Source organism: Brachyspira hampsonii 30446, assembly GCF_000316195.1.
Taxonomy (GTDB): domain Bacteria; phylum Spirochaetota; class Brachyspiria; order Brachyspirales; family Brachyspiraceae; genus Brachyspira; species Brachyspira hampsonii_C.
The window spans coordinates 532,921-559,573 of sequence record NZ_JH994111.1; the positions used below are offsets into that span (position 1 = coordinate 532,921).

30 protein-coding genes are annotated in these 26,653 nt (G+C 25.8%); 15 read left to right on the top strand and 15 right to left on the bottom strand.

The features are described from left to right. Positions 1-103 precede the first annotated feature (103 nt). Both A966_RS07220 and A966_RS07225 read right to left on the bottom strand, forming a co-directional pair. Positions 104-1,135: a galactose ABC transporter substrate-binding protein gene (locus A966_RS07220; RefSeq protein WP_008724101.1), complete on the bottom strand. Its 1,032-nt coding sequence runs from the start codon at positions 1,133-1,135 to the stop codon at positions 104-106. A gap of 85 nt (positions 1,136-1,220) precedes the next feature. After that, positions 1,221-2,240, bottom strand: coding sequence for a galactose ABC transporter substrate-binding protein (locus A966_RS07225; protein ID WP_008724103.1), 1,020 nt, complete (start codon positions 2,238-2,240; stop codon positions 1,221-1,223). Between the two features lie 230 nt (positions 2,241-2,470). Here A966_RS07225 and aroB point away from each other — a divergent pair, with 230 nt between their 5' ends. After that, a complete protein-coding gene (aroB, locus tag A966_RS07230; RefSeq protein WP_008724104.1) occupies positions 2,471-3,532 on the top strand; it encodes a 3-dehydroquinate synthase in 1,062 nt (353 codons plus the stop codon). Positions 3,533-4,048: 516 nt separating this feature from the next. Here the strand turns inward: aroB and A966_RS07235 are convergent. From A966_RS07235 to A966_RS07245, 3 genes are all read right to left on the bottom strand, one after another. Beyond that, complete coding sequence (locus tag A966_RS07235; RefSeq protein ID WP_008724106.1) at positions 4,049-4,480, bottom strand: flavodoxin; 432 nt, start codon at positions 4,478-4,480, stop codon at positions 4,049-4,051. 113 nt (positions 4,481-4,593) lie between these two features. Continuing rightward, positions 4,594-5,160 (bottom strand): DUF3793 family protein, encoded by a 567-nt coding sequence (locus A966_RS07240; RefSeq protein ID WP_008724108.1) that lies wholly within the window; start codon positions 5,158-5,160, stop codon positions 4,594-4,596. Between the two features lie 111 nt (positions 5,161-5,271). After that, on the bottom strand, positions 5,272-6,195 hold the full coding sequence (locus A966_RS07245) for an AEC family transporter (RefSeq protein WP_008724109.1): 924 nt from the start codon (positions 6,193-6,195) through the stop codon (positions 5,272-5,274). Between the two features lie 243 nt (positions 6,196-6,438). Between A966_RS07245 and htpG the strand changes: the two genes are divergently transcribed. After that, on the top strand, positions 6,439-8,355 hold the full coding sequence (gene htpG / locus A966_RS07250) for a molecular chaperone HtpG (protein WP_008724111.1): 1,917 nt from the start codon (positions 6,439-6,441) through the stop codon (positions 8,353-8,355). A 333-nt stretch (positions 8,356-8,688) separates the two neighbouring features. Here the strand turns inward: htpG and A966_RS07255 are convergent, their stop codons facing one another. The 3 genes from A966_RS07255 to A966_RS07265 are packed head-to-tail and all read right to left on the bottom strand — an operon-like array spanning position 8,689 to position 10,078. Further along, on the bottom strand, positions 8,689-9,357 hold the full coding sequence (locus A966_RS07255) for a hypothetical protein (RefSeq protein ID WP_039955714.1): 669 nt from the start codon (positions 9,355-9,357) through the stop codon (positions 8,689-8,691). Positions 9,358-9,376: 19 nt separating this feature from the next. After that, a complete protein-coding gene (locus A966_RS07260; RefSeq protein WP_008724115.1) occupies positions 9,377-9,802 on the bottom strand; it encodes a PepSY-like domain-containing protein in 426 nt (141 codons plus the stop codon). Positions 9,803-9,823: 21 nt separating this feature from the next. Continuing rightward, on the bottom strand, positions 9,824-10,078 hold the full coding sequence (locus A966_RS07265) for a hypothetical protein (protein WP_008724117.1): 255 nt from the start codon (positions 10,076-10,078) through the stop codon (positions 9,824-9,826). A gap of 145 nt (positions 10,079-10,223) precedes the next feature. On the opposite strand from A966_RS07265, the gene A966_RS07270 reads away from it, so the two are divergent. The 3 genes from A966_RS07270 to A966_RS07280 all read left to right on the top strand — a co-directional run bounded on the left by A966_RS07270 (position 10,224) and on the right by A966_RS07280 (position 13,637). Next, on the top strand, positions 10,224-11,660 hold the full coding sequence (locus tag A966_RS07270; protein WP_008724119.1) for a hypothetical protein: 1,437 nt from the start codon (positions 10,224-10,226) through the stop codon (positions 11,658-11,660). Positions 11,661-11,740: 80 nt separating this feature from the next. Beyond that, positions 11,741-12,670, top strand: coding sequence for a sigma-70 family RNA polymerase sigma factor (locus tag A966_RS07275; protein ID WP_008724121.1), 930 nt, complete (start codon positions 11,741-11,743; stop codon positions 12,668-12,670). 94 nt (positions 12,671-12,764) lie between these two features. Next, a complete protein-coding gene (locus A966_RS07280) occupies positions 12,765-13,637 on the top strand; it encodes a hypothetical protein (protein WP_008724123.1) in 873 nt (290 codons plus the stop codon). Positions 13,638-13,965: 328 nt separating this feature from the next. Here the strand turns inward: A966_RS07280 and A966_RS07285 are convergent, their stop codons facing one another. Next, on the bottom strand, positions 13,966-14,709 hold the full coding sequence (locus tag A966_RS07285) for a basic amino acid ABC transporter substrate-binding protein (protein ID WP_008724125.1): 744 nt from the start codon (positions 14,707-14,709) through the stop codon (positions 13,966-13,968). A gap of 203 nt (positions 14,710-14,912) precedes the next feature. Here A966_RS07285 and A966_RS07290 point away from each other — a divergent pair, with 203 nt between their 5' ends. Together A966_RS07290 and A966_RS07295 are read left to right on the top strand one after the other, a co-directional pair. Next, positions 14,913-15,680 carry a biotin--[acetyl-CoA-carboxylase] ligase gene (locus A966_RS07290; RefSeq protein ID WP_008724127.1) on the top strand — a complete coding sequence of 256 codons (768 nt, stop codon included), beginning with the start codon at positions 14,913-14,915 and terminating at the stop codon, positions 15,678-15,680. Between the two features lie 23 nt (positions 15,681-15,703). Beyond that, a complete protein-coding gene (locus A966_RS07295; RefSeq protein ID WP_008724129.1) occupies positions 15,704-15,940 on the top strand; it encodes a hypothetical protein in 237 nt (78 codons plus the stop codon). 222 nt (positions 15,941-16,162) lie between these two features. Here A966_RS07295 and A966_RS07300 read toward each other — a convergent pair whose 3' ends face one another. From A966_RS07300 to A966_RS07310, 3 genes are all read right to left on the bottom strand, one after another. After that, positions 16,163-17,827, bottom strand: a complete 1,665-nt coding sequence (locus tag A966_RS07300; protein ID WP_008724131.1) for an ABC transporter permease — start codon at positions 17,825-17,827, stop codon at positions 16,163-16,165. Positions 17,828-17,987: 160 nt separating this feature from the next. After that, complete coding sequence (locus A966_RS07305) at positions 17,988-19,001, bottom strand: extracellular solute-binding protein (protein WP_008724133.1); 1,014 nt, start codon at positions 18,999-19,001, stop codon at positions 17,988-17,990. A gap of 23 nt (positions 19,002-19,024) precedes the next feature. After that, complete coding sequence (locus tag A966_RS07310; RefSeq protein ID WP_008724135.1) at positions 19,025-20,062, bottom strand: ABC transporter substrate-binding protein; 1,038 nt, start codon at positions 20,060-20,062, stop codon at positions 19,025-19,027. A gap of 191 nt (positions 20,063-20,253) precedes the next feature. Between A966_RS07310 and A966_RS07315 the strand changes: the two genes are divergently transcribed. The 5 genes from A966_RS07315 to A966_RS07335 all read left to right on the top strand — a co-directional run bounded on the left by A966_RS07315 (position 20,254) and on the right by A966_RS07335 (position 22,490). Next, complete coding sequence (locus tag A966_RS07315; RefSeq protein ID WP_008724137.1) at positions 20,254-21,366, top strand: hypothetical protein; 1,113 nt, start codon at positions 20,254-20,256, stop codon at positions 21,364-21,366. Positions 21,367-21,436: 70 nt separating this feature from the next. Beyond that, positions 21,437-21,673, top strand: coding sequence for a type II toxin-antitoxin system HicB family antitoxin (locus tag A966_RS07320; protein WP_008724138.1), 237 nt, complete (start codon positions 21,437-21,439; stop codon positions 21,671-21,673). After that, positions 21,670-21,900, top strand: coding sequence for a type II toxin-antitoxin system HicA family toxin (locus A966_RS07325; RefSeq protein WP_008724140.1), 231 nt, complete (start codon positions 21,670-21,672; stop codon positions 21,898-21,900). The genes A966_RS07320 and A966_RS07325 overlap by 4 nt, the downstream gene beginning before the upstream one ends. 79 nt (positions 21,901-21,979) lie before the next feature. Further along, positions 21,980-22,282, top strand: a complete 303-nt coding sequence (locus tag A966_RS07330) for a BrnT family toxin (protein ID WP_008724142.1) — start codon at positions 21,980-21,982, stop codon at positions 22,280-22,282. Further along, on the top strand, positions 22,275-22,490 hold the full coding sequence (locus A966_RS07335) for a hypothetical protein (protein ID WP_008724144.1): 216 nt from the start codon (positions 22,275-22,277) through the stop codon (positions 22,488-22,490). Before A966_RS07330 ends, A966_RS07335 begins: the two co-directional genes overlap by 8 nt. 9 nt (positions 22,491-22,499) lie before the next feature. Here the strand turns inward: A966_RS07335 and A966_RS07340 are convergent, their stop codons facing one another. The 3 genes from A966_RS07340 to A966_RS07350 are packed head-to-tail and all read right to left on the bottom strand — an operon-like array spanning position 22,500 to position 24,649. Then, on the bottom strand, positions 22,500-22,733 hold the full coding sequence (locus A966_RS07340) for a type II toxin-antitoxin system HicA family toxin (RefSeq protein WP_008724146.1): 234 nt from the start codon (positions 22,731-22,733) through the stop codon (positions 22,500-22,502). Then, entirely contained in the window at positions 22,730-22,951 is a 222-nt protein-coding gene (locus A966_RS07345; protein ID WP_008724148.1) for a type II toxin-antitoxin system HicB family antitoxin, read from the bottom strand. The genes A966_RS07340 and A966_RS07345 overlap by 4 nt, the downstream gene beginning before the upstream one ends. A 42-nt stretch (positions 22,952-22,993) precedes the next feature. Continuing rightward, complete coding sequence (locus A966_RS07350) at positions 22,994-24,649, bottom strand: hypothetical protein (RefSeq protein WP_008724150.1); 1,656 nt, start codon at positions 24,647-24,649, stop codon at positions 22,994-22,996. A gap of 816 nt (positions 24,650-25,465) precedes the next feature. On the opposite strand from A966_RS07350, the gene A966_RS13600 reads away from it, so the two are divergent. The 3 genes from A966_RS13600 to A966_RS13790 all read left to right on the top strand — a co-directional run bounded on the left by A966_RS13600 (position 25,466) and on the right by A966_RS13790 (position 26,518). Beyond that, a complete protein-coding gene (locus A966_RS13600) occupies positions 25,466-25,621 on the top strand; it encodes a hypothetical protein (protein ID WP_008724155.1) in 156 nt (51 codons plus the stop codon). 212 nt (positions 25,622-25,833) lie between these two features. Further along, the gene (locus A966_RS07355; RefSeq protein WP_008724157.1) at positions 25,834-26,367 is read left to right on the top strand and encodes a Panacea domain-containing protein; all 534 of its coding nucleotides are present in this window, start codon (positions 25,834-25,836) and stop codon (positions 26,365-26,367) included. Beyond that, positions 26,354-26,518: a hypothetical protein gene (locus A966_RS13790; RefSeq protein WP_008724159.1), complete on the top strand. Its 165-nt coding sequence runs from the start codon at positions 26,354-26,356 to the stop codon at positions 26,516-26,518. Before A966_RS07355 ends, A966_RS13790 begins: the two co-directional genes overlap by 14 nt. Positions 26,519-26,653: the final 135 nt, after the last annotated feature.

Here is a 26,653-nt window from a genome sequence, read left to right on the forward strand (position 1 = left end):
TAAATGTCTTTTGTATATAATTAAAGTAAATAAAAGGTAAGATACTATTATATAATTAATATCTTACCTTTTTTATTAAAATTAAATTTATAATTATTAAAAATTATTTATATGCTTCAGCAGATTCATCTATATTTTCTAATGTAATAGCTCTATAAGGCACTCTTACAGCTTTTACATCATCTAGTTTATATTCTGTACCGCTTAATACATCTTTTCCATTTGCAGCATTAATAACCATATCAACCACAGCTTTAGCCTGATCTTTAGGGCTTTGTAAAACAGTACCTACTACAGTTCCTTTTTTAATTTCTTCTATTATTTCAGGAATAGCATCAACTCCTACTATTGGTATAAATTTATTGCTGTCTCCTATGTTATAACCTTGTTTTTGAATAGATTTTAATGCTCCCAAAGCCATAGCATCATTATTTGAGAATATAAACTCTATACTGTTTCCGTATTTTTCTATCCATGAATCAGCAGCTGTCTGTGCCTGAAGTATATCCCAATTAGCAGTATATTCATCTAATTGATCTATAGCTATTGAATTATCATTTAATACTGCTTTAATTCTCTCTGTTCTGGCTTCTGCATCTGGGTGTCCTGCTTCTCCTTTCAATAGAACATATTGAATTTTGCCGTCTCCGTTTTTATCCCAAGCAGGATTTGCCTGCCAAGATTTAACCACTATATCTCCTTGTATATTTCCGGATTCCTCACTTAAAGTACCTACATACCATGCCTTATCATAAAGCATCATATCTTCTTTACTTGGCTCTTTATTAAAAAATATTACAGGTATTCCTGTAGGTTTTATTTTGTTAATCATAAAACTAGCTGATGTGGAATCTACTAAATTAATTGCTAATGCATTAACATTTCTCTGAATAGCAGCATCTACCTGATCATTTTGTTTAGCTTGATCATTTTCTGAATCATTCATTATAAATTTAGCTTTTCCATTTAGCATAGTTTCAATATTTCTTCTCATAAATGAAATAAAGGCATCATCATATCTGTAAATAGTAATACCTATCTCTATTTCATTATTATCAGATTTTGAAGAATTGCTGCAGCTGATTAATGATATAAACAATAAAATTGATAAAATAGTAACTATTGCTTTATTCATAAAAAACTCCAATTTTTTATATAATAATATTCTAGTTTATTAAAAAAAAATATATAAGTCAAATTGAATTATGAAAAAATATAATTTATTTATATATTTTTATTGCAGTATCTATATTATATTTAGTTACGGGTATATATGGTATAACAATGTATTTATTATTGTAAAAATTGAAATGCAGCCCTTCCAAAGGGGATTTACCATTTATAATATTGCTTGAAACAGAACATAAAGCCTGAGCTTGTATAGAAGGGTTCTGCATAACTGTTGCAAATATTCCATAATTATTTATTTCTTCCAAGCATTCAGGTATTCCATCTATCCCAACTATAGGAATATAATTTAGCATTCGGCTGCTGCTGTTATATCCCAATTCTTTTAATGTATCCAATGCTCCCAATGCCATATTATCATTATTGCATATAATGTATTCTATTTTATCACCGTATTTATATATTATATTTTGCATTACTTCTGCTGCTTCATTTCTTTTTCCATTGGCTGAAACTTCTGCTAAAATATTTAATTTTATATTGTTTGAAGCTATGTATTTTTTCATGTATTCTGTTTTATTTATTGTATCATTATCATTCAAATCGCCTTTTAATATTACGCATTGTATTTTTCCGTCCTGATTTTTATCCCAATTCATTCTATCTTTCCAGCTTTCTACTATTACTCTGCCTTGAGCATTTCCTGCCTCTTCGCTTATTCCTCCTATATACCAAACTTTATCATAAGTTTTTAGAACTTCTAATCCGGGATCTCTATTAAAAAATATTAAAGGTTTATTATTTATGCTTATTTTATCTAATACTTTCTGAGCTTGTGTTTTATCTACCAAATTTATAGCTAATAGACTTACATTTTTTTGTAAGAACATATCTATTTGACCGTTTTGAGTTGATTGGCTATTGTAAGAGTCTGACATAATCAGAGAAGTATTTTTATTTATATTTTTTTCTATGTATTGCTTTAAATATTTCATATAACTGTCATCATATCTATAAAGTGCCACACCCATAGAATTTATTTTTCTTTGCGTATACAATAATACAGAAGATGATAATAATACTGTTAATAATAAAATAATAAATCTTTTCATTTATATATACTCCTAATAATGACTTTTAAATTATAGTAAAATAGTTTTTATTGTCAAGTTTATAAATATTCAAATATGATTTTTATATTATGAAAGTTTGTTTTTTATATTAATCTTATATAAAAATATAAGAATTTTTTTTAGTTATTAGAAAATATAATTTTATGTTTTTTTATTTTTGAAAATGATTTATAATATTAAAATATAAAAAAATAATGGATTTTAATGTTATGAATAAAGTAGAAGTAAAAATAAAAAATGATGTAAATATTAATTATGATATTTTAGTTCAAAATGGATTAATAAAAGATACAGGTAAATTAGTAAAAAATATACTAAGAGGAAAAAGAGCTTTAATAGTTACAGATGATATAGTAAATAAACTTTATACTGATATAGTAAAAAAAAGTTTGGAAAAAGAAGATATTATCACTTCTGTATGCGTTCTTACTCATGGAGAATCAAATAAAAATATAGAAAGCATTAATAATATATTTTCATCATTGGCAAAAAATGAATTAAGCCGCAAAGATATAATAATAGCATTAGGCGGCGGTGTAGTAGGGGATATGGCGGGATATGCTGCTGCTGTTTGGATGAGGGGTATTGATTTTGTGCAGATTCCTACTACTTTGCTTGCATGTGTTGATTCTTCTGTAGGCGGAAAAACAGGAATTAATATAAAAGAGGGTAAGAATTTAGTAGGTGCTTTTCATAGCCCTAAACTTGTTATAATAGACAGCAATACTTTATTAAGTCTTCCTAAAAGGGAGTTTAATGAAGGAATGGCTGAGGTGATAAAGCATGCATTTTTATTTGATGAAAAACTTTTAGAGCTTATAGAGGATCACTGTTATAATAATGCTGAATTAGATATGGATTATATACTTAAAAGAAATTGTGAATTAAAGGCTCATATTGTAGAAATAGACTATAAAGAACAGAAAGAAAGAATGTTTTTGAACTTCGGGCATACTATAGGGCATAGTGTGGAAAATGCTGCAGGTTATGGTGTGCTGCTTCATGGTGAGGCTGTTTCTATCGGCATGATTTTTGCCATAGAGTACGGTATTAGAAAATCTATAACAAAAGATAAAAATATATTAGAAAGAGCTAAAAATATATTGTCATCATGTTCTTTGCCTGTAACTATACCTGATAATATAGATTTGAAAGAGGCTATTAAACTCGATAAAAAAAGAAGCGATGATAAAATCAATTTTGTATTTTTGGAATCTATTGGAAAACCTTGCATTGAAAAAGTGAGTATTGAAGATATTTTAAATGAATAAATTACTTTGATATTTATACTTTATTGTTATACTAATAGACTTGTTTCAAAACTACTTGACAAGATTATATATAAAAATTTCGTAATTTTATAATTTATAAAATAATGTTTGACATGTTTTATAAATTATTATTTTAGTATATAAATATGCAGTCTTTCGCCTGCCGTAGGCACACACAGTGAGGCGTACTTCGTATGCTTCTCGTCGTAGGCGTACTTCGTATGTGCCACACCGAAGGCGGACAGCGTCACAAAAGAAGTGGTGTTTTACGAAGTACGCAGAGCGGTGCACGACTGTGAAGCCCCAACTATAATCAAAAAAATATTAAATTAAAAAAACATAAATATTAAAAATTTGAGTTTTGAAACAAGTCTAATGTCTTTAATATTAAATTCTATTAATAAAATATTCTATAGATATTATAATTTGTTTGAATGAAGAAATAAGAAGAAATAATAAGAGGCATTAACTTTTTATAAGCTAATGCCTCTTTTTTGTTTTAGGATTTATTTTTACTTATGCTTTCACCAATGCCTCGCCTAAACTAACACATTCACTTACAGCATTATCATCTGGAGTGAGATTGACAATAAGTCCGTCTTTAACTAAAGAAGCACCTGCAGAACTTACATCTTCCTGCCAAGTTCTCATCCATTCGCCGTCGCCCCAGTCATAAGAACCAAATAATGCAACTTTTTTACCAGATAAACTTCCTTTTACAGAATCATAAAAAGGCTGAAATTCTGATTCTTCCAAAACTTCTGCTCCCATAGCAGGACAGCCTAATGCTATTTTTGAATAGTTATTTATATTTGCAGCATCAAAGTCAGATACACTGAAAATATCAGCCTCTCCTCCGGCATTTTCTATACCTTTTTTTACATTCTGAGCCATTAATTCAGTATTACCTGTGCCGCTCCAATATATTATTCCTATTTTATTACTCATCTTATTACCTCCTTAGTAATAAATAATAATTTTTATTTATAAAGCCAAATATAAAAATTGTGAGCATATAGCAAATTCATTTGCTATATATTTTTAGCGAACAATTTTTATTATTATAAATAATGAAGTTTGTAATCGTCCATTATCTCCAAAATGCCCTTTCCTTTTAGAAATGTATTTATATAAAAATTTCTGCATCTATTATAATTATCAAAAGTTTTTAGAGCTTCCTTTTTATTATGATACACTTTCCAATATCCTGTATATAAACTATTTTTTCCATAGTTGTTTATAAAGCCGTTTATATCTATAAGCGGATAGCCTAAAAATATACCTATTTCATGGGGAAAAGTTTTAGAATACTGCATTCTTTTTTTCAAAATCCCTATACTTTCATATGTATTTTTTGACTTATATCCGTAATTTCTCAAAAACTTAAAAATATTATCATCTGATAAATAATTTTCTAATGCTTTTTTGTTATAAACATAAACTACAGCCTTATTATCATAGTATTTTATTACAGCTACATTTATACCTCTTTTGTTTAGAATATTATTATATAAAGAAACTTTTTTATTAAGTTCTTCTTTATTGTTATATTCATAAGTAAATATATTAGCTATTTTTATACCTGATAAAGCAGGTGCACAATGGTTAATAATTAATTTGTCAAACATTCAATCTCCTATTGTTAGAGTATTCTAACATATAGTTTAAAAATTGTCAATAGATTTGTTAGTATATTCTAACATTTTTTAAAAATTTTATTATTTTTTAATTTTTAAGAATTATACAAAACTAATAATTATACAGAATATCAATGACATTATAATTTGAAGCGACAAGAAACCGGATATAAATTTATTAATTTTATCATTATTGGTGTACATTAATAGTATGAAAGGCGATGGAGAGAGAAAATATATAATCATAGACTTTACAAGAATTGAATTTACAACTATAATTTTTGACATAACAAATAAAGTTAATGATATTAACACAGCCATAGTAGCAAATCTTACAAAGAATAATTTAATTGCTTTTTTGAATATGTCTATTTCAAATTCAAGTTCGGCACCTATACATATTAATATCATAGGGGATAAAGGCTCTGTTAAAAAAGATATTATTCTATTGTATGTAGACGATAAATTTGAATTATCAATTTTTTCTCCTAAATTGAATAAAGCTCCTATTATACCTAATATAAGGCTTATTATTATTGGGCTTTGGAATATAGATTTTATTATTTGTTTAGCACTTTGCTTATTTCCTGATATTAAAGTTAATCCTGTTGTAACTACTGTAAAAACAAATATATTATTTACCATATCCATTTGTATTATTTGAAAGAGATTATCTTTACCTATAATCATATTAAGTACAGCTAAAGCAAACATTCCGCTTTCAATACAGGTATTTGTATAAGGTACATATTTTTTTATATTATCTGTAAATAATGGTTTGTACAAGAAGCCTAATAAATATGCTGCAAATATAATTATAAAACCAGCTATTATTAATACTATAGAATCCTTATTAAATGTGCCATGAATAATGATATTAAAAAAAGTGAATGGAAGAAATAAATTAACTGCCAAATTTTTTATAGTTTTTATTCCTTCATTACTGATTATATTGAAATGTTTTAATATTTTACCGAATGCTATCAAAACAAATATCGGAAGTATTAATTCTATAATAGTATACATTTTTTTACCCAAATATCTTATTATGATATATAGTATATAAAATATTATATAAATAATCAAAATTTATCATAATAAAATATTTGCTTTTTTTAAAATTTTTATTATAATTGTAGAATATTCATAAACTTTTTACTTTTTTGATTTTTAGCTTTTATATATTTAGACTTTATATATTCACTTTAATACTTTTATATTTAATCTTTAACCTTTAAAGAATAATAACTAAATTAAGGAGTTTATATTATGGCAGAAAAACAAATATTAAATTTTGAAGCCGAAACTAAACAAATATTAAATTTAATGGTGCATTCTATATACACTCATAAAGAAATATTTTTAAGAGAGCTTATTTCAAATGCAAGCGATGCATTAGACAAAGCAAGATTTGAATCTATAACGAACAGCGATAAATATAAAGATATAGATAATTTAAGAATAAAAATAGATACAGACGAACAAAACAGAACTCTAACCATTCAGGATAATGGTATCGGTATGACTAGAGAAGATGTTATCAATAATATAGGTTCTATCGCAAGAAGCGGTACTAAGGCATTTTTAGAAAAGATACAGAAAGATAAAGAAGCATCAAAAGAAAGCGGTATTGATTTGATAGGGCAGTTTGGGGTTGGTTTTTACTCTGCTTTTATGGTTGCTGATAATATTGTAATAGAGACAAAGCATGTTGACAGTGAAAAAGGCGTTCGTTGGGAAAGTAATGGAGACGGATCTTACTCTATAGAAGATATTGATAAAACTGATAGAGGAACTAAGATTATTTTAAAATTAAAAGGAAAAGATGAAAAATTAGAAGAAGATGGTTTTATTGATGATGATTACTGCAATAAATATACTTTGGAGAGTTTAATACATAAATATTCTAATTATGTTCATTATCCTATAGTTATGGATATGCCTATACCAAAAAAGGATGAAAATGAAGTTCAGCAGTATGAAGAAAAAACTATAAACTCTATGATAAGTATATGGCAGAAATCAAAAAGTGATGTTAAGCCGGAAGAATATAATGAGTTTTATAAAGAGCATTTTCATGATTATGCTGATCCTTTCGAGGTTATACATACTAAAGCAGAAGGTACTATAGAATATACTGCACTTTTATTTATACCTTCAAAAGCTCCTTTCAATTTCTTACACCCTGATTTTGAAAGAGGACTTGAACTTTATTCAAGAAATGTATTTATAATGAGTAAATGCAAAGACTTACTTCCTGAATATTTAAAATTTGTAAGAGGATTAGTTGATTCTCCAGACTTCTCACTTAATATTTCAAGAGAGATTTTGCAGCATAGCACTCAATTAAAAAGAATAGCTTCTAATGTTGAAAAGAAAATTTTAGATGCTTTAGAAAATATACTTAAAAACGATAGAAAAAGATATGAGAAATTCTTCAAAGAGTTCGGTGAATCTATAAAAATAGGAATATACTCTGATTTCAGCAAAAAAGATAAACTTGCAAATCTTTTATTATTTGAATCTTCTAGTACAGCAGAAGGAGATTATACTACATTAGCAGAATATAAATCAAGAATGAAAGAAGGTCAGGAGTTTATATATTATGCTGCTGCTAAGGATAAATCTGCTATAGAAAAACTTCCTCACATGGAAGGAATGAAAGAGAAAGGCTATGAAGTGTTATACTTTACTGACAGAGTAGATGAGTTTATGATTAGCATGATGATAGAGTTTGACGGTACTAAACTTCATTCTATACTTCAGGCTGATAATTCTGAAAATAAAGATGAAAACAAAGACAGTGCCAATAAAGAAGTTCTTAATGCAATAAAAGATGTATTAGGTTCTGGTAAAGTTGCAGAAGTAAGAGAAACTAACAGACTTAAAGAAAGTGTTGTTTGTTTATCAAATAAAGAGGATTCTATCAGCTTTAATATGGCTAAAGTTTTGGCTGAAACAGGAAATAATATGTTTGGTATGAAGCCGGAGAGAGTATTAGAGATTAACACTTCTCATGATGTATTCAAAGCTATAGAAAAAGAATATAATGAAAATAAAGTTTCAGATCTCTTCAAAGAATACAGCGAGCTTTTATATGATGAAGCATGTATACTTGAAGGACTTCCTCTTGAAGACCCAAAATTATTTGCTAGTAGAATGAGCAAATTAATGCTTAAATTATAAAAAATGTTTAAATAATTAAGATTTTTAACTGATTAGAAATAATTAGTTTATCAAAAACTTTAATAAAGGGCTTGAGTTTTAATACTTGAGCCTTTTTATTTTGTAATTTATTTTAAATCCCGCCCTTTAAACTTTATAACTATATTTGAAGTAAATAATTTTATTTATATTTAATACTTAAACTGTAAAAGCATGCCCACCCAAGCGTTTTTTAAATTTATGCACTTTAACAGCACGCGGTAAAAAATATTAAAATTTATAGTTTACATTATTATTATTGTTTATCTCTATTTTTAGAGCTAGTTTAACGCGTGGTTTAAAATTTATTATTTTCTACCTGAAGAATGAAGCATATCTATAAGCTATTTGTATACCTAAATCTAAATTGCCATACGCCTCACCTTTTGTAATATCAGGTAAATCAATATTGTTAAGATTAAATCCCCAATCATAACCTAGGTATAATCCAATAGCTATAGCCATATCCTCTCTGAAAAATATATTATAATCAGCTACGAACTTTAAATATGTTCTAGGAGTTCCAGGTTTATTTGAAGTATAATCTTTTCCTTTATATTGTATTGTAAGAGCAGGTGTTACAGGCAGTCTTATTCCTATATCTAAACCTAAAGAGAAATTTCCTATATAAACTTTAGGCATTCCCCCAAAAGTAAGTGAACTAGATTCATAAATATAATTAATATTTACATTATCTTTATGTATACTTGTTTTATTATATGAATAAGAAAAAGTAGCTAAGAAGCTCATACTCACTAAATCACTTATCCCTAAGTAGTATCCTAATCCTATACCAACGCCACCTTGAAAATTTACTTCATTTCCTGATGGTTTATATTGTGGGATACTTCCATGCGGAATCATTATACCCATTCCTATAGGCACATTAACATTAAAATCAAGTCCATGTCTTATTATAGGATAAATATTTTGAGGTATAGCTAATATTATAAATAATATGATTATATATTGTTTTTTTATCATGTTTTTTCCATTTTTTATTTTAATCATCAAATTTCTGACCCAAAAGCTGTCCGCTGCCGGCATCTATATAAAGCTCCATCATATTATTTAGCTTTACTTCGTATATATTCCATTTCTTTTTTATTTTAGTTATTACAGTATTAGGATAGGTTTTTGCTACTGTATTTGCTACAGACCTAGGAAGTATATTTGAAGGCAAAGCGGTATAATTTCCTTCTATTTCTTTTAAATCCCCATTTCTAAAGAACTCTATTTCTACTCCATTATCTAAAGCTATTTCATAAGTTTTTCTGTCCATTTCAGCATAAATGATATTCGTATTTTGAAAATATGTTTTTATAAACTGAAGTATATTACTTGGCAGCTGATTTGGTGCAATATACATTCCATCAGCGTATGCAAAAATAGACACTGTTAAAAATAATAATATTATTTTCTTGTTCATGTTTCCTCTTGTTTTTATTTTTTAATTAGCATTACAGCAAAACATGTAATTATATAAATTTAATCCTATTTTATCTATAAAGTTTATAGATATAGTTCCATTTACTTCTTTACAATATTCGCATAAATCAAAATGCATTACTATATAATTATTGAATACATGTATTTTATTTATTATATTGTCATAATTAAAATCAACTGACTTTTTAGAAATAGAATTGCTTTGTGGAAACAATACCGTACTAATAAGAATAAATAATATTACTGCTTTTTTCATTTTTATTTAATGCTACATTATAAATATAACAAAAATTGTATAAATATCAACATAAATAATTATTTAAAAAAATAAAAATAAACTAGTAATTAATGTAAAATAATATAAAATATTATCAAGTATAATTTGTTAATGGAATAGTTATATGATAGTAGATTTAAAAAAATATTCTTTAATAGATTTGCAGAAAATAAAGAATAATATTGACAGCATAAAAGATATGAGGTTGGATATTATTATTATTAATGAAGATGGTATATTGAGTGTAGTACCTTATGAACAAATAGAAGATGTTTTACTGCAATTAGAAGAATCTGAATATATTAAGAAATCTTCAATTTATGTAGATAAATCATTAATTTCAATAATAGGCAATCAATTAACTATAGATTTAAATAAACAGCATGCAGATATACATGATATTAATATTTTTTATTCATTGTATAAGAACTGCAAATTTGAAACTGATAAAGAATATTATGATAAGCATTTTAACGAATTAATTTCAATAAGAAATATAGAAAGAATAGATTATCTAAAAGAACTATTTAACAAATTAAAATTATTTATAACACATAATAAAATAGATTTGGAATTAGCGAAATTAATAGGTAATATCCTAACAGATATAGGCATTATAGAAAGATTAAATTTAATATACCATTTGAATTATATAAAACAGAATAATATATCAGATTTAAAAAACTATCAAAATGTTAAGAAAGATGATCTTCTTTTTGCAGATATTATAGGTACTATAGTTAATATATTAGATAAAGAGCATAGTGATGCAGTTATATTCAATAATATTTCATCATTTAAAGATGATAATGTAATATGCCATAGCAACAGAGTATTTGTTATGATGGTAGAGTTTTTATATTATTATAATGAAGAGATATCAAGAGGCGTAGCTTCTAAATTAAGAGTAGATTATAAAAAGAAATATTATTCATATTATGATGAGATAGGTAAAAAATATAATTTACTTACCAAAGCAGATAGAATAGAAGATATATCTAAAGTAGGTTTTAGAAAAATAGAGCAAAATGAGATAAAGTATTATGCTAGGGCTGCTTTTTGGCATGATATAGCACTTGTAGACATACTTCCTAATATTCCTATAGTCAGCAGTAATGAAGGAGATAATCATGCTGTATTAGGATTTAATTTGCTTAAATACTGTATGGCACAGAATGAATATACATATACTACAGTAGGACTTCATCATGAATATTATGGAAATGGATATGGTATATTTACAAATATGTATAATAAACAGTTTGCTAATAAGAGTTATAATAATATAGAAAATATATTAACTTATGATGCTAATGATATTGATAATTTAACTGCATTATCATATTTTCCTGCCAAAGCTTTGGAGATAGTAGATTCCTATGATAGTTTATATACTAGAATATCTAAGGATAGTGCGGGAAATATAGTGAATGATGTAATATCTTATATGTATGAGAATTTTTTAGGATATGATGTAAGGATTGATCCTATAATTTTTTATATATTTATTAGATATTTAGAAAATGTTAGGAATGCCCGTATATTTGATTGTCCTTTATAATTAAATATATATTGCATACTTGACAATTTACAAAAATCTTATATCCTAATAGTAATGTTTTTTTGTTTTAGGGAAAGTAATTGTTAAAAAAAGATATTAATCAAGAGTATAAGGGACCTGTTAGCGTATATTTAAAGCAAATAGGTGAAATAAGAAGACTCACTAAAGAAGAAGAACTTGATTTATGGCAGCGTCTTGAAGTTTGCCGGGATAATAGAGCCGCATTAGAAAATAATGACGATGAAGAGTCTTTAAAAAAGATAGAAGAGATAGATAAAGAAATAGATTCTATACAGCATAAACTTGTAAAATCTAATTTGAGGCTCGTAATAAGCATAGCAAAGCGATATTATAACAGCGGAGTACCTTTTATTGATATTATAGATGAGGGTAATATAGGTCTTATAGAGGCTGTTAAAAGATTTGAGTATAAAAAAGGATTTAAATTTTCTACTTACGGTGTTTGGTGGATAAAGCAGAGTATAGTTAAAGAAATATCAAGTAAAAGGCATATTATCAGATTTCCTATGCATATAGCAAGGCTGATAAAAAAGAGCATACAAACTTCAAAAATACTTACTCAGAAATTGGGCAGAGATCCTACAATAGATGAAATAGCTAAAGAAATGAAAATAGATAGAAAAACTCTATCGTATATAATGATATTTACTCAGGATACTGCTAGTGTTGATTCTTTTTTCAGAAATTCTGATAATAATGATATGACTTCTATCATAGAAGATAAAAATTTCCCTTCACCGCATCAGAAAGCATTTATGGACAGCCTTAGAGATACATTAACAGAGGCTCTTAAATGTTTAGATGAAAAAGAAAGAACTGTAATTATATCAAGATACGGATTATATGGAAAAGAGGCTAAAACTCTTGAAGATACAGGAAAAGAATTAAATATTACAAGAGAAAGAGTAAGACAAATCCAAATAAAGGCTATAAAGAAACTTGCGGGGCTTAATTTATCTAAAGAATTAAAAAGTTTCTTATGGGATTAAGTAATTTTCATCTTATCATTATATTTTTTTATTAAACAATTTATATTTTTACCGAAAAATTAATATAATAATTTATAATCATGGATGGGAATTTATGTCTAACGAAATGAAAGCAAAATTAAAACCTATAATTATAATAGTAATATTACTTGTAGTTTTAACTGCGGGTTTTTTTATTACTAAAAGTATATTGAGCAGCAGTAATATACCTGTTCTAGATTTCGGGGCTTCTGATACTAATGATATGCCTGAAGATACTTTAACAACAGATGATATATTCGGTGAGGATATAACCCCTGAAGAAAAAGATTTCTTAGCTACGAATAATACTATATTATCAGATAATAATACTAAGTCAACAAATAAAGATTCTTCTATAAATCTTACAGATAATGGATTGTATGAGGCTGGAAATAATCTTGATATACCAGATATAAAGCCTTCTCCTGCTAAGCCAAACAATAGCGGTTCAGCTTATACTTATAATACTGAAAATACTGTTTTAGTAACAAGTTCTAATACTCTTAGACCTAATAATAATAATATGACTATGATGGATACAGCACTTTCTGCTGAAACAAATGTGAGAATAAGCTCATTTATTATTAATTATAATGACAGATTTGTTGCTACTAGAAATAATCCTGTTTTAATAACTTTAGCAGTAAAATCTCCTGCTGAAGGAAAATATGCTAAAATAAGAGTATATGCTAGAAGAGTAGATAATAATTATAATATATTAAGCAGAGATTTAGTATTCTATTTGCCTAAAATATATGTATTGGACGGACAGGCTCAAACACAATTCTACTTCGCAGGAAGAACTTCTGCAAGCGGAAGATATTTGCCTAAAGGAAGATACTTATTATATGCCGAAGCAGAAATTACAGATGCTAACGGCAGATCAGTTGGAAAAGCAGGAAGATATCCTGTTCCTCAATGGAATTATGTTGTAACATTACAATAAAAATATTTTGTTGTAATAAAATGAAACTCCTCAGTATATAAAAAATATTGAGGAGTTTTTTTATATTGTAATTATTTTAATGTAATTTTAACTTGAAAATATAACATTATTGACAAATCATATATTTGTTAATATCTGAAACTTATTATTGATGTTTGTATTATAATACATTTTTATTAATTTTATTATAATGCAGTTTAGTATAAAAACATTTTTAAGTTTTTAATATGTTTATAAAAACTCATAAATAGCCTATAAAAAATCTATGCAGCTTAATTTAATAAAAAATTAAACGGCATAGATAAAATACTTTTTAATTTATGTGAAATTATTGAAAGTTCTTTTCTATTAATTTTTCATAAGTACCATTTGTCATTATTTGAGAAAGTCCTGCATTTATTTTTTCTAAAAGTGCTGTATCATCTTTTCTTACAGCAATAGCATAATCTTCTTTTACAGCATCGCTTTCTATTAATTTGATATCTTCATTGTATTTAGCAAAATTTTTACAAGGCTCTTTATCAAATACTACAGCTGATATTTTCTTTTCTTTCAAAGCAAGTACAGCAGCAGCACCAGTGTCAAATTTTTCATTATTTACACCAGCTTTTTCAGTCATTATAGTATCTCCTGTAGTACCTATAACAACTCCGATATTTTTTCCAACCAAATCATCAAATGTTTTTATTGTATCATCATCTTTATGAACCAGCATAACCTGACTTGAAACATAATAAGGCTCTGAGAAATTAACAGATAATTTTCTTTCCTCAGTAACAGTCATGGCAGCTATTATAGCATCTATTTTTTTTGTCTGAAGTGCAGGAAGAAGTCCGCTAAACTGCATATGTGTAAACTCTACATTCAATCCTGATAATTTTGCAATCTCGCTCATTATATCATAATCGAAACCGCCTATTTGTCCATCACTATTTAAATATCCGAAAGGAGGAAAATCAACATCTATTCCAACATATATTGGTTTATTTTCTGATTCTGATGTTTTTGAATTTCCGCATGATATAATGATTATCGAAGAAATAAGCATTAATAAGATTAGTATTTTTTTCATTTTGAACCTCTATTATATAGATAGTTATTTATATATTATATAACTATTTATAGTATTTTTAATAAAGATAATACTATAAATAGTATAAATGTCAAGTATAAAATATTATGAAACTTAATTTTTTATAAAGGATTATGATGTACTTACAAAAAATATATTTATTGTAATATTGATATAATGTTTATTTAATATATAATAAAAATATGAAAGTTAACATATTTACAGAAAATTTAAATACTAAAATATACGGACAAAATACTTTATTATTTGAATCATTAGAAAGTACAAATAAAAAAATGATAGAAGATTTGAATAATGGTATGAAGTTGGAAGAGGGCAGTGTATATATAGCATTAGTACAGACATCAGGAAAGGGCAGCTATGGTAATAAATGGGAATCTAATAATAATTTAGGATTATGGTTTAGTATTTTGGTTTATTCTCCTTATAAAAAAGAGGCTTTAAGTTTTCTGCCGGGTATAGCATTGAGTAAATGTTTAAGAGAAAAATATAATGTTGATGCTCATGTTAAATGGCCTAATGATGTTTTGGTGGATAATAAAAAAATATCAGGAACACTTATACAAGTTACATCTTTTGAAAATACAAATGCATGTGTTATAGGCACAGGAGTTAATTTATATCAAAGTAGTGAAGATTTTGATTTGAGCATAAGAAATAAAGCTACTTCATTGTATATAGAAACTAATAAAAAGGCTAAATTAGAAAGTTTTTATAAAGATTTAATTTATTATTTTGAAGATATTTATACAGGAAGTAAAAAATTATCAGAATATTTTAAAGAGTATAGTAAAATGATAGGCAAAACCATAAAGGCCATAAAAGATAATGCTGAAATATATGCTTATGTGAAAGGAATAACTGAAGAAGGATATTTGCAAGTTGAAGTTAATGGTAAAGATGAAACTTGGATATCAAGAGCTTCTTTAGATATAGATACAAATTATTAAAAATTAATAAACGGAAGGTAATTATGAGAAAACCAATACCATACAAAAAACCTGAAGAGAAAAAACATATAAATAAAAAGAGATTATTTCTTCTTATCATATTTGAAATAATTATTATATTGCTGTCAATAGTTACTACGGCTATAATATCACTATTATTTGGAATTAATCCTTATATAAGTGCTGGGATAAGTGCTGCTATACTTATTGTATTTAGCATATTTGTTGCTAGGGAGTTTTTACTTAGTATTAATAAATGATATAAGAATAAAAAATACCTACCATATAATAAATGGGGTTTATTATGGTAGGCTTTTTAAGAAAACATATGATAAAAAATAAAAACAATCTACAATGTATAGTATACTATATATGGTTTTTGTCAAGATAAATTTTTAAAATATTAAAAAAATAAATAATATAAATTTAATAAACATGTTTTTTATATTACATATAATACAAATAAATAGTATGTTATATTATTATAATGTAATCTCTTTTTTACTGCTGATTTTAAAAAATATAATAAGCGATATAATGGTTGTGAGAGTAAGTATTGTAGAAAGGGCAGCTGCAGTTCCGTAACTAGCCCTTATAACCTCTTGATAAATTGCTACAGACATAGTCCTTGATTTAGTTGTATAAAGAATAACAGATGAGCTTAATTCATTAATAACTGTTATCCAGCTGAGTATTGCCCCTGATAATACTCCTGAGAGCATTAATTTTGCTGTTATATTAAAAAAGGTTTTTATTTCGGAAGCCCCCAAACTTATAGAAGCTTCATCAACATTTTTATCTATTTGATAAAGTATAGCAGAGCTTGATCTTAAAGTATAAGGTAGTCTTCTTATTACTAATGATATGATAATAATTATGGAGCTTCCTGTTAATATTATTGGAGGTTTATTAAATGCTGTTAAAAATGTTATTCCAAGTACAGAGCCGGGTATTATGTATGGGAACATTGATACTGTATCTATTATGTTAGTAAATATATTCTTTTTTCTGATTGTTATGTATGCTGTGAGCATTCCTATCACTATTATTATTAATATTGTTATTATTCCGTATATATATGTATTTTTTATTGAAGAAGCTAGGGAATGAAATATTGCTGTATAGCTTTCAAAAGAAAATTGATTTGTAAAAACGGATCTGTTTGTTTTTAAGAATGAAGTATATATTACTGTAATTTGAGGAAGTATAGAAATAAAAACTAAAATATATATTATGATATGAATTAATATAGATTTTACACCTTTTATATTTTTTGATTTTATGCTGTTCATAGAATTCATAGAATATGATCTTTTATTTACAATATATTTTTGAAATATAAACATCATAGTTGTAATTATTACCATTATAACAGACATAGATGCTGAAAAATTAGCATTACTTCCAACTTCGCTTATGAATTCAGAATATATCATAGTGGGCATAGTTCTGTATCCTTCTCCTATGAGCATAGGTGTGCCAAAATCAGCCAATGCATTCATAAATACAATTAGTCCCGCTGAAACTATGGTTGGTTTTATTAATGGTATAGTTACAGTCATATTTCGTACAAAACTAGAAGCTCCCAAGTTTTCAGAAGCTTCTAAAAGTATATTATCAATTTTGCCCAAAGCTCCATAAATATACATAAATATAAATGGATATAACTTCAAAGAAAAAACTAAAAGTATTCCGCCAAAACCATATATAGTTGGTATATTAATACCTATATATGAGAAAAATCTGGTAATAACACCATTTCTTCCAAGAAGAAGTATCCAAGAATAAGCTCCTATAAATGCGGGAGACATCATAGATATAATTATTAGAATTTCTATTATTCGCTTGCCTTTTAAATTATACATTTTCATGCAGTATGCTAAAATTGTGCCTATTAATACGGCAAGTATAGTTACAGAAGTTGTTACGGCAAAACTATTTATTAATGTACTGTAATAATATTTTTTAGTAAAAAATCTTATAAAATTATTTAATGTCCAAGCATCTGTTTTTACATCTTTAAAACTGCTTAAAAATAATGAAAATAATGGATAAATTAAAAATAAAGCAAAAATAAATGTTATTATTATAGTAATATATGTCCAAAAGTCCATTTTTTTTAATATAGCGTTAATTTTGTTTTTCATAATAATTTTCTCTTTATTATTTTAATAAGAAAATGTATAAAATATAATTTTCTATTTTTAATATTATATATTCTAAAAAGAAAAATATATTTAATGAAAAATTATTAACTATAAACATTTTACATGCTTTAAAATAACATTAGAAATGTATATAAATATTTCAAATGCCTGTAACTATATTTTTAAATTTTTCAAGCCAAGCATCTTTATTTTTATCAACCATTTCTTCGTCTTCTTTTATATCATTTATATTTTCAAGAGGTATAAGTATTTGAGAACCTTCTAAATTTTTTATTATCGCTCTTGTAAATAATTCATCATTTATGATTTTTTGTGCATCATAGCTTGTTACATAATCTACAAACTTTTTGGCATTTTCTAAATTTTTAGCATTTTTTATTATAGCCATAGAATGTGCTTTAGTTAGTACACCTTCTTTCATGTATATAACATCTATAGGAGAGCCTGTATGTATATAGTTGGCAGCGGCACTTTCAAATGTGAGTCCTACAGCATATTCTCCGTCAGCAACACCTTTATATACAGCAGAAGAACTGCTTAAAAGTTTGCCGTCTAAATTAGCATATAATTTTTCTACATAATCCCATCCATTTTCAGGATTGCCATTACCCATAGCATAAAGCATATTAACTAACTGTTCAAAAGATGATGATGAAGTAGTAGGGTCATTAAATGCTATTTGTCCTTTCAAAGATGTATTAAGTAAATCAGCATAGCCTTCTATTTTTATGTCTTTTATTAAATTTGTATTTATTATCAATACGCTTGGACTAAGCATAAAGCCTGTTATGTATTTTTCTTTGCTTCTGTAATTCTCATATATATTATCATAATTTGTTGTAACATAATCTTCAAAAAGCTCTGAATTATATTTCAATATATTTTCATTAGCAGCAAAAAATACATCGCCTAAAGGATCATTTTTTTCAGCTTCTATTCTTTTTATTATTTCAGCGGTACCTGCTATAATAATTTCTACATTTATGTCAGGATTTTTTTTATTAAATTCTTCTACAAGTCTGTCAATAAAAAATCTAGTGGCAGGAGTATATATTACTAAACTATTTATGTTTTCCTCTTTCTTACTAGAACATGAAGAAATTAATATTACTGTAATGAAAGATACTAAAAATAATTTAATGATATTTTTCATATTTTTACCCTCGTTTTTATTTTTTATAATTTATCTGTAATTATATTTTTAAATTTTTCAAGCCAGATCTCCTGATTCTCTTTTACAAAATTGTCTATATATTCCAATTCTTCATTTGAAGTAATGGCATTGATATTTTTTATATCAACTAATATAGTAGAACTTCCCAAATCTTTTCTTACAGCTCTTGCATTAAGTTCATCATTCATTTTCTTTTGAGTATCAAAGCTAGTCATATAATCCAAAAACTTTTCAGCATTTTCCATATTTTTAGCATTTTTTATTATATATATTCCGGCAGGCTCCATTATAACGCCTTCTTTCATATATACCAATTTTACAGGCGAACCTGAAGCAGCATAATTGGCAGCGGCATTTTCAAATGTAAGTCCTACAGTATATTCTCCATCAGCAACGCCTTTATATACAGCAGAAGAACCTGTAAGTAATTTTCCATCCAAATTATCGCATAATTTATTAACATAATCCCAGCCTTTATTAATATCATCTTTTCCCATTGTATATAACATAGTAACTAAATGTTTAAAAGATGATGATGAAGATGAAGGATCATTAAAGGCTATTTTTCCTTTTAATTGCTCATTAGTTAAATCAGAATATCCTTCTATATTGATATTTCCTACAAGATTAGTATTTACTATTAATACGCTTGGGCTAATCATAAATCTTGTCATAGAGCCTTCTGTATTTTTATAGCTGTCTAGTATTTCATTTTCATTTGTTGATGTGTAGTTTTCAAATAAATCCTGATGATTCTTTACCAAATTAATATTAGCTGCCATTAAAACATCGCATAATGGATCATTTTTTTCTGTTTCTATTCTTTTTATTAATTCACCTGTTCCGGCTATTATTACTTCTACTTCTATATTTGGATTTTTACTTTTGAAATCTTCTATTAACGGATCTATAAAATCTCTTGATGAAGGTGAATATATTACTAAAGATGATTTTTCTGATGTATTTTCATTTTTTTCGCATGACAATATCAATATAGAAATTATCAAAATTGTCATTATTATATTAGCAAAAAGTTTCATAATTTTATCCGCAATTAATTTTAGAATAAAATATATTATATTGTGTTTTTGTCAACAAAAAAATATACTTTTTATCACTATGAATTAATGAATCGTATCAAAAAGTTTACATAATAAAAAAATGCTAATAAAAGTTATCATAATATCGATAATTATGTTAACACTTTAACTTTAGGATTATAATATATACTATGAAAAGCAAAATAGCTGACAGAGCATATACTCTCATAAAAAAAAAGAAATATAAAAAAGCCAAAAATTTACTTCTTAATAATAAAACTAAAATTTCTCATGATGCAGATGCCCTTGCCATGCTTTCATTTGCAGATATATTTTTAAAAGATTTTTACGGTGCTGAAGAACTATCAAGAAAGGCACTTAGAGAAGATAATTTTTGTTTTAATGCTATGCTTGCCAAGGCTTATGTGAGTTTACATAATGGACACAGAGAAAATGCATTGAGAGAGTATTTCAGAATATTAGATTTAGATCCTGAAAATAGAATTGCAAAAGATAATATAGAGAGAATAAGATTTTTAACTAATAATGCAAAAGGTGATGAGATAAATCCAAGAGCATATTTACTCGGCAAAAAAAAGTTATCAATGTCAAGATTTTTGGTTCTCATACCTATAGCATTTATACTTACATTTTTATCATACATTACAATAGACAGAGTATATCCTAAAATAAGATATGTACTTCTTGATAAAGACCAAAAAGAGTTAAGAGAAAAACTAGAGAATGTTTACTTATTTGAGGGACTTGAAGACGGAAAGATTCCAGATAGTGCCAAAAGTCCTACATACTCACCGCGTGAAGTGGCTGAGATGTTTGACAAGGCTAAAAACAATATGAGAAGTGCCTCTGTTAATGAAGCGGTTATGATAATAAACGGTGCATTAAAAAGCGACATTAACGAATATTTAAAAGAGAGATTCAGAGTTTTAAAAGAGTTTGTAATAGCACCAGACTACAATATATTCAGAGAGAGTCCTAGTTATCTTACAGTAGCTGAGAATTATGACCTATACAATGGCGGATATGTGAAATGGAAAGCCGATGTAAACAGGGTGACTCAGACTAATATCGACGGCATACCAAAAAAGAAAGCAAGAATATTAATTTACGACACTAATGACAAAGACATTGCGGGTGTTGCTGATTTAATTGTGAATGTAACTGTAACATTAGAAGCTAAAAATTATATAGAAGTTTACGGCAAGATTTTGGGTTATGATGCTAAACAAAAATCAATACAGCTTGAAGGTCAGATTATAAAGCATTTGCCTAAGAAGAAGTAAAAATAATTTATATAATTGCATAATCATCAAAAAACTATATAATAAAAAATATTTGTTAATAGGATTTTATATGTCTAAATATGATTTTAATATTATTATAGAACAAGATGAAGATGGAATGTATATAGCAACAGTACCTGCATTAAAAAGCTGTTATACTCAGGCAAAATCAATAGATGAATTATATATAAGAATAAGAGAAGTTATAGAGCTTTGTCTTGAAGTCGAAGAAGAACATAACTATTTAAAAGATAATTACAAATATAATAAACTCATAAAAGCTGACAGGGTAGAAGTTAGTATATGAGCAAATTATCTATATGTGATTCAAAGACTATGATTAAGATTTTGATGTTATTAGGATTCAAAGAATTAAGACAAAAAGGAAGCCATAAATTTTTTATCAATAATAAAGGACTTACTACAGTCATTCCCGTTCATAATGAAGATTTAACAAGAGGCTTAATAAGAAAAATTTTAAAAGACATAAATATCACTATAGATGAATACGAAAAACTAAAAAAAGAGATTTGATTATAAAGCATTTGCCTAAGAAGAAGTAAAATATATTCATCACTATTGATATTATAGTTTAATAATATAAAATAATATTATGATAAAATTTGAATGGGATAACAATAAAAATCTTATAAATATAAAGAAACATAAAATTTCATTTGAAGATGCAATATATGTTTTTTCAGATAAAAATGCACTCATTATGAAAGATGAAGAACATTCTGATTATGAGGACAGATTTATTACAATGGGAAATATTAAAAGAAAGTTTATTATTGTTGTTGTTCATACAGACAGAACAAAAAACTCTAATGAAGAAGTTATAAGAATCATATCAGCTAGATATGCAACTAAGAATGAAATTAATCAATACTATAATAGGGGGAATCATGAGTGATATAAAAAAAGAATACAATTTTTCAAAAGCTCAGAGAATTACAGATTTTGAAAATGGTAAATTTTTTATTAATAATGAAGATATAAAAACTCCAATTTATTTAGATAAAAAAGTATTATCTGAACTAGAAATTTTATCCAAGCAGTCAGAAATCTCAATATCAGAAATAGCTAATGAAATACTTTCAAAATATTTCATTAATAAATAATTTGGATTATTATAGTTTTTCTATCAAATTATTATATTCTTCTACATCAAGATTTATTTCATTTAATATTTTTCTCATAAGAGGTCTTGATATTACCTTGCTTGAGTGAAAAGGAATAACAGTACATCTCCCATTTTCATGTTTATAAAAAGCATGACTTCCTTTTTGTCTTTGTTTAATAAATCCTAATAAAATCAGCAATTTTTCTATAGTTTTTGCATCTTTTAAAATCAGCTTACTCATACTAGCTCTATTTCTTCTACCTTTACAAACTCTGGAATAGAATTCTTCTCTTCGCTATCCATCTCTTCAAGACATAAATCCAGAACCTCTTTTAATTTTATATGTAATTCTTCCAAAGTATCAGCCTGTGTATGAGCACCTACTATTGAAGGAATATATCCCACATAAACATTGGTTTCTTTGTCATATTCTATATATGCGAAAAATTTTTTATTCATTAATAAACCTCTAAACATTTAATATTTTAATTATAACATAAATTAAGCCCCTTTTGCAAATTTCCTAAACGCAGTAACAGTCTGAACCGAGCCGTACCAAAAAGCAATTTTACCTATAAAGTAGCTAATACCTGCAAAAAATTGTTTTATATAATTTTGTCCTGACAATATTTCTAATCCTTTATAATCTGTAGGATTCAAAAAAAAGAAGAAATTATATATAAAATTACTTGTTAAATCTTGTCCCATAAATAAATCATATGTTATTTTTAATGGTACTTTTCCAAACACTATACCTGATATAATTAATATTAATAAGTATACATATATTTGAATTTCTTTTTTTATAAATTTTATAGATAATAATAAAATTATAAATATTGATAGTATAAAATGCCAAGTATTATTTATGATTGAAAAATAAAAGCCGAAAAAAGTTAAATTAGTCAATAATGTTATAATAAAAGCCCTAATCCAATTCTGTCCATTATCACTGTACAAAGAACTTAATTCAATTGAAAGTATATCTCCTAAAGTTTTTAGATTTTTATCCTTTTTAAATTGTTCTTTTAATTCTTCTTTGTGTAGTTCTACTTCCTGAGATTGATACTGCAAAGCATCAATAACATTATTTCTAGCATAAGCCTGATGCTTAAGCAATGATACACTTTCACGATTAGCAAATTGATGTACTTTGAAATTAATAGTATTAATTAAGCCTCTACTAATCAAAGAACCTTTAAAATCTGCTTCATTAACTTCTATATTTTGTAAATCAATTTTTCCATTTATTATTATATTATAAAAAGATACCTTATTTATTTTATTATTTTTATTTTTTAATTTTTCCTTATTTAAGAAATAATTAAATAAACTGTCATAAAAACTGTTATCTATAAAATTATTATCTATTGATAAAATAGAATTATCATTAAATTTAACTTCATTAAATGTTAATTCATTTATTTTAGAACCACGAAAATACATAACTCTATTAATAGCTGTATTTACAAATTTTAAATCTAATTCAAAATCAGATATATAAAAACAAATAATATTATTTAATTCCGATTCTATAAATTTTAAAATATATTTAAATGTATTTCCAATGAGAAATGAAATTCCATTGAATTCTGATTTTTTAATTTCAACTCTACATTGAAATTCACAATTTGAAAATAATAATCCGCCATTAAATTTTATTTTATTAAATTCTAATGTAAAACATTTATAAAAATTACAATTTGAGAATACTAATATTTTATTAAAATTGGAATCATAAAATCCAACCTTTGATTTTATAATAGTATTGATAAAATATACTGAACCATTAAAATTAAAATTTTGGATGCATAGTCCATAAGAAACTATGATATTTTCAAAATTAATATTATAATTTAATTCATATTTATTTTCTTTTTTTGCACTAAAATATAGAATTGCATCTTCTAAATAAAAATGAATTTGAATTTTATTTTTAACTTTATTATTTATAGCTCCTATATTTAAAGTATAGTATTTTTCTTCTTCATCTGTAATGGTTATAATATTATTTTCATCTGTTTTTTTACCTTTGTTAAGTGCCTGTTGTAATAAATCATATTTTAACCATTTAATAAGTTCTTCTTCTGAATTATATACGGTTGGCTGTTCTGTTATACCATATTTATTTATTTCATCAACATTTAAAATAGTCATAAAAAACCTTAAAAAATTATGATTCAATTATAACCCAAATAATTAAATCATCAACAATAGAACTGTTGCAATTTTGTGTTTTTATACAGTTAATATTAAAAATATATTATAAAGTTTATTTATAGTAATTTTATATTTATTATTTTTTGTTTTAAATGTAATATAATTTTATCTAAATAATATATAAAAATGCAGTCTTTTTGCTTCTTTGTGTCAACAAAAGAAGTGGGGTTTGGGGCAAAGCCCCAATTATTAAAACTATAAATATTATTTTTAAATTTATTATATAATAATATCACTATATGTATGTACAAAATTGCAACAAGTCTAATATATAAGATAACAATTAGTGCTGCAGTTCTTTTGGTTCTTTTATACCACTATACCACGCCACAGCGGACAGGTGTCATAAAAGAACTGGGGTCATGGCACGACTGTGTGCTTCGCAGGGCTAGTACCCACAAATAATAAAAAATATAAAAATTTTATTGTTCTTTTTCCCACCGTACGCCACAGGAGACTTAATCAAATAACCAAAAAGTGAAAATATTTTTACTTTATATCTTGTAATGTATAAACTTAAATTAATGCCTATATTTTGTATCTTTTTGATAAAGTAGTTACTCCTTCAAAAACACATGCTCATACACATTAGCAAAAATCTTTTATATATGAGTTAGATTTGAATTTATTTAAAATAACAATATTTTTAATTATTAAAATTACTCAAAAAATATAATTTTCTATTTGTGAATTTTTTATTATATAGTATAATATAGTGAGGACAAAGCTATATTTAAAAAGGAGTTTACAAATATGGTTACAGCTATTACAACTACTGACACAACTAATACTTATGTTACGTCAATAGGCGGGGTAAATATTACTGTTAGAAACAACTTTTCTGACAATACAGCTACGGTTGAGGTAGAGCCAAAGATCACAGGCGGTGCTTTAAATGTGCAAGGGTGATTTCCCCCTTATCGTGTTTAAATTATCGGTTATTTAATTTTATACTTTAATAAAAAGTAGTTTTTTGTTCGCTTATTTAAAAGTAATGGGGTTGTTTGTGGGAAGCAGCTCCATTTTTTTATGCTTGAATTATTGATATTTTTGTCTATAATTTTATATTAGCTTATATATTTTCTATAGTTATAGAATATAAATTATAAAGGCGGAATGTTATGAATAATAAATATAATGATAATAAAAAATATGAAACTATAGTGCATTATATAATAAATAGCTGTGATGATATTAGAAAGCTTGGAAGTATTAAATTAAACAAAATACTTTTTTATTCTGATTGCGATATGTTTGTCAGAAAAAATAAAACCATTACTAATGATAAATATATAAAAAGGCAATTCGGACCTGTTCCTAAAAAAATTTTGACAATACTATCAAATTTAGAAAAAAAGAAAAAAATTTCTATAAGAAATCCGTCTCAAAATAGATTATATGATACAACATTGTATTTTAGTTTAACTGATGATATGGATTTAGATATTTTAACAGCGGAAGAGGTTTCTATATTAGAACATTATTTAAAAATTATATCAAATAATTATACAGCTAAAGAAATAAGTGAAATATCCCATGATAGAATATGGGAATTGGCAGATTTAGGTGAAGAAATACCAATATATACTATACATGCTTCAGAAACTGAAGAAATAAATGCTGATGATATAGAGGCTTTAAGTGCAGCATTATAATATCGAAGTTAATCAAAAAGTCTATGATTTTATAGAAAAATATAAACCAATATATTCTGATTTATCTATTCTTTATGATGCAGCTTATTGGAGATTGCAAAGAGATGAAGAAGATTATTTTAATGATAAATTACAATTATATATATTATAGGTTCAAAAAAAAGCAGTCAAATATCATTATGCTTAGCTTTTGAGAAAGGTATTCAGAAATTAAGTAAAAATACTTTTGAAGAAACAAAATTAATTGTTTCGGCTTCTATAACTGATAAAAAAACAAATAAAATTA

Excerpts from the sequence above, each read along its gene's own strand:
- A966_RS07320 (WP_008724138.1), top strand. The coding sequence starts at position 21,437 with ATGTCTAAATATGATTTTAATATTATTATAGAACAAGATGAAGATGGA.
- A966_RS07325 (WP_008724140.1), top strand. The coding sequence starts at position 21,670 with ATGAGCAAATTATCTATATGTGATTCAAAGACTATGATTAAGATTTTG.
- A966_RS07245 (WP_008724109.1), bottom strand. The coding sequence starts at position 6,195 with ATGTATACTATTATAGAATTAATACTTCCGATATTTGTTTTGATAGCA.
- A966_RS07305 (WP_008724133.1), bottom strand. The coding sequence starts at position 19,001 with ATGAAAAATATCATTAAATTATTTTTAGTATCTTTCATTACAGTAATA.
- aroB (WP_008724104.1), top strand. The coding sequence starts at position 2,471 with ATGAATAAAGTAGAAGTAAAAATAAAAAATGATGTAAATATTAATTAT.
- A966_RS07265 (WP_008724117.1), bottom strand. The coding sequence starts at position 10,078 with ATGAAAAAAGCAGTAATATTATTTATTCTTATTAGTACGGTATTGTTT.
- A966_RS07255 (WP_039955714.1), bottom strand. The coding sequence starts at position 9,357 with ATGATAAAAAAACAATATATAATCATATTATTTATAATATTAGCTATA.
- A966_RS07355 (WP_008724157.1), top strand. The coding sequence starts at position 25,834 with ATGAATAATAAATATAATGATAATAAAAAATATGAAACTATAGTGCAT.
- A966_RS07310 (WP_008724135.1), bottom strand. The coding sequence starts at position 20,062 with ATGAAACTTTTTGCTAATATAATAATGACAATTTTGATAATTTCTATA.
- A966_RS07290 (WP_008724127.1), top strand. The coding sequence starts at position 14,913 with ATGAAAGTTAACATATTTACAGAAAATTTAAATACTAAAATATACGGA.
- A966_RS07285 (WP_008724125.1), bottom strand. The coding sequence starts at position 14,709 with ATGAAAAAAATACTAATCTTATTAATGCTTATTTCTTCGATAATCATT.
- A966_RS07295 (WP_008724129.1), top strand. The coding sequence starts at position 15,704 with ATGAGAAAACCAATACCATACAAAAAACCTGAAGAGAAAAAACATATA.
- A966_RS07270 (WP_008724119.1), top strand. The coding sequence starts at position 10,224 with ATGATAGTAGATTTAAAAAAATATTCTTTAATAGATTTGCAGAAAATA.
- A966_RS07240 (WP_008724108.1), bottom strand. The coding sequence starts at position 5,160 with ATGTTTGACAAATTAATTATTAACCATTGTGCACCTGCTTTATCAGGT.
- A966_RS07300 (WP_008724131.1), bottom strand. The coding sequence starts at position 17,827 with ATGAAAAACAAAATTAACGCTATATTAAAAAAAATGGACTTTTGGACA.
- A966_RS07315 (WP_008724137.1), top strand. The coding sequence starts at position 20,254 with ATGAAAAGCAAAATAGCTGACAGAGCATATACTCTCATAAAAAAAAAG.
- A966_RS07260 (WP_008724115.1), bottom strand. The coding sequence starts at position 9,802 with ATGAACAAGAAAATAATATTATTATTTTTAACAGTGTCTATTTTTGCA.
- A966_RS07340 (WP_008724146.1), bottom strand. The coding sequence starts at position 22,733 with ATGAGTAAGCTGATTTTAAAAGATGCAAAAACTATAGAAAAATTGCTG.
- A966_RS07225 (WP_008724103.1), bottom strand. The coding sequence starts at position 2,240 with ATGAAAAGATTTATTATTTTATTATTAACAGTATTATTATCATCTTCT.
- A966_RS07330 (WP_008724142.1), top strand. The coding sequence starts at position 21,980 with ATGATAAAATTTGAATGGGATAACAATAAAAATCTTATAAATATAAAG.
- A966_RS07235 (WP_008724106.1), bottom strand. The coding sequence starts at position 4,480 with ATGAGTAATAAAATAGGAATAATATATTGGAGCGGCACAGGTAATACT.
- A966_RS13600 (WP_008724155.1), top strand. The coding sequence starts at position 25,466 with ATGGTTACAGCTATTACAACTACTGACACAACTAATACTTATGTTACG.
- A966_RS07335 (WP_008724144.1), top strand. The coding sequence starts at position 22,275 with ATGAGTGATATAAAAAAAGAATACAATTTTTCAAAAGCTCAGAGAATT.
- A966_RS07280 (WP_008724123.1), top strand. The coding sequence starts at position 12,765 with ATGTCTAACGAAATGAAAGCAAAATTAAAACCTATAATTATAATAGTA.
- A966_RS07350 (WP_008724150.1), bottom strand. The coding sequence starts at position 24,649 with ATGACTATTTTAAATGTTGATGAAATAAATAAATATGGTATAACAGAA.
- A966_RS07220 (WP_008724101.1), bottom strand. The coding sequence starts at position 1,135 with ATGAATAAAGCAATAGTTACTATTTTATCAATTTTATTGTTTATATCA.
- htpG (WP_008724111.1), top strand. The coding sequence starts at position 6,439 with ATGGCAGAAAAACAAATATTAAATTTTGAAGCCGAAACTAAACAAATA.
- A966_RS07345 (WP_008724148.1), bottom strand. The coding sequence starts at position 22,951 with ATGAATAAAAAATTTTTCGCATATATAGAATATGACAAAGAAACCAAT.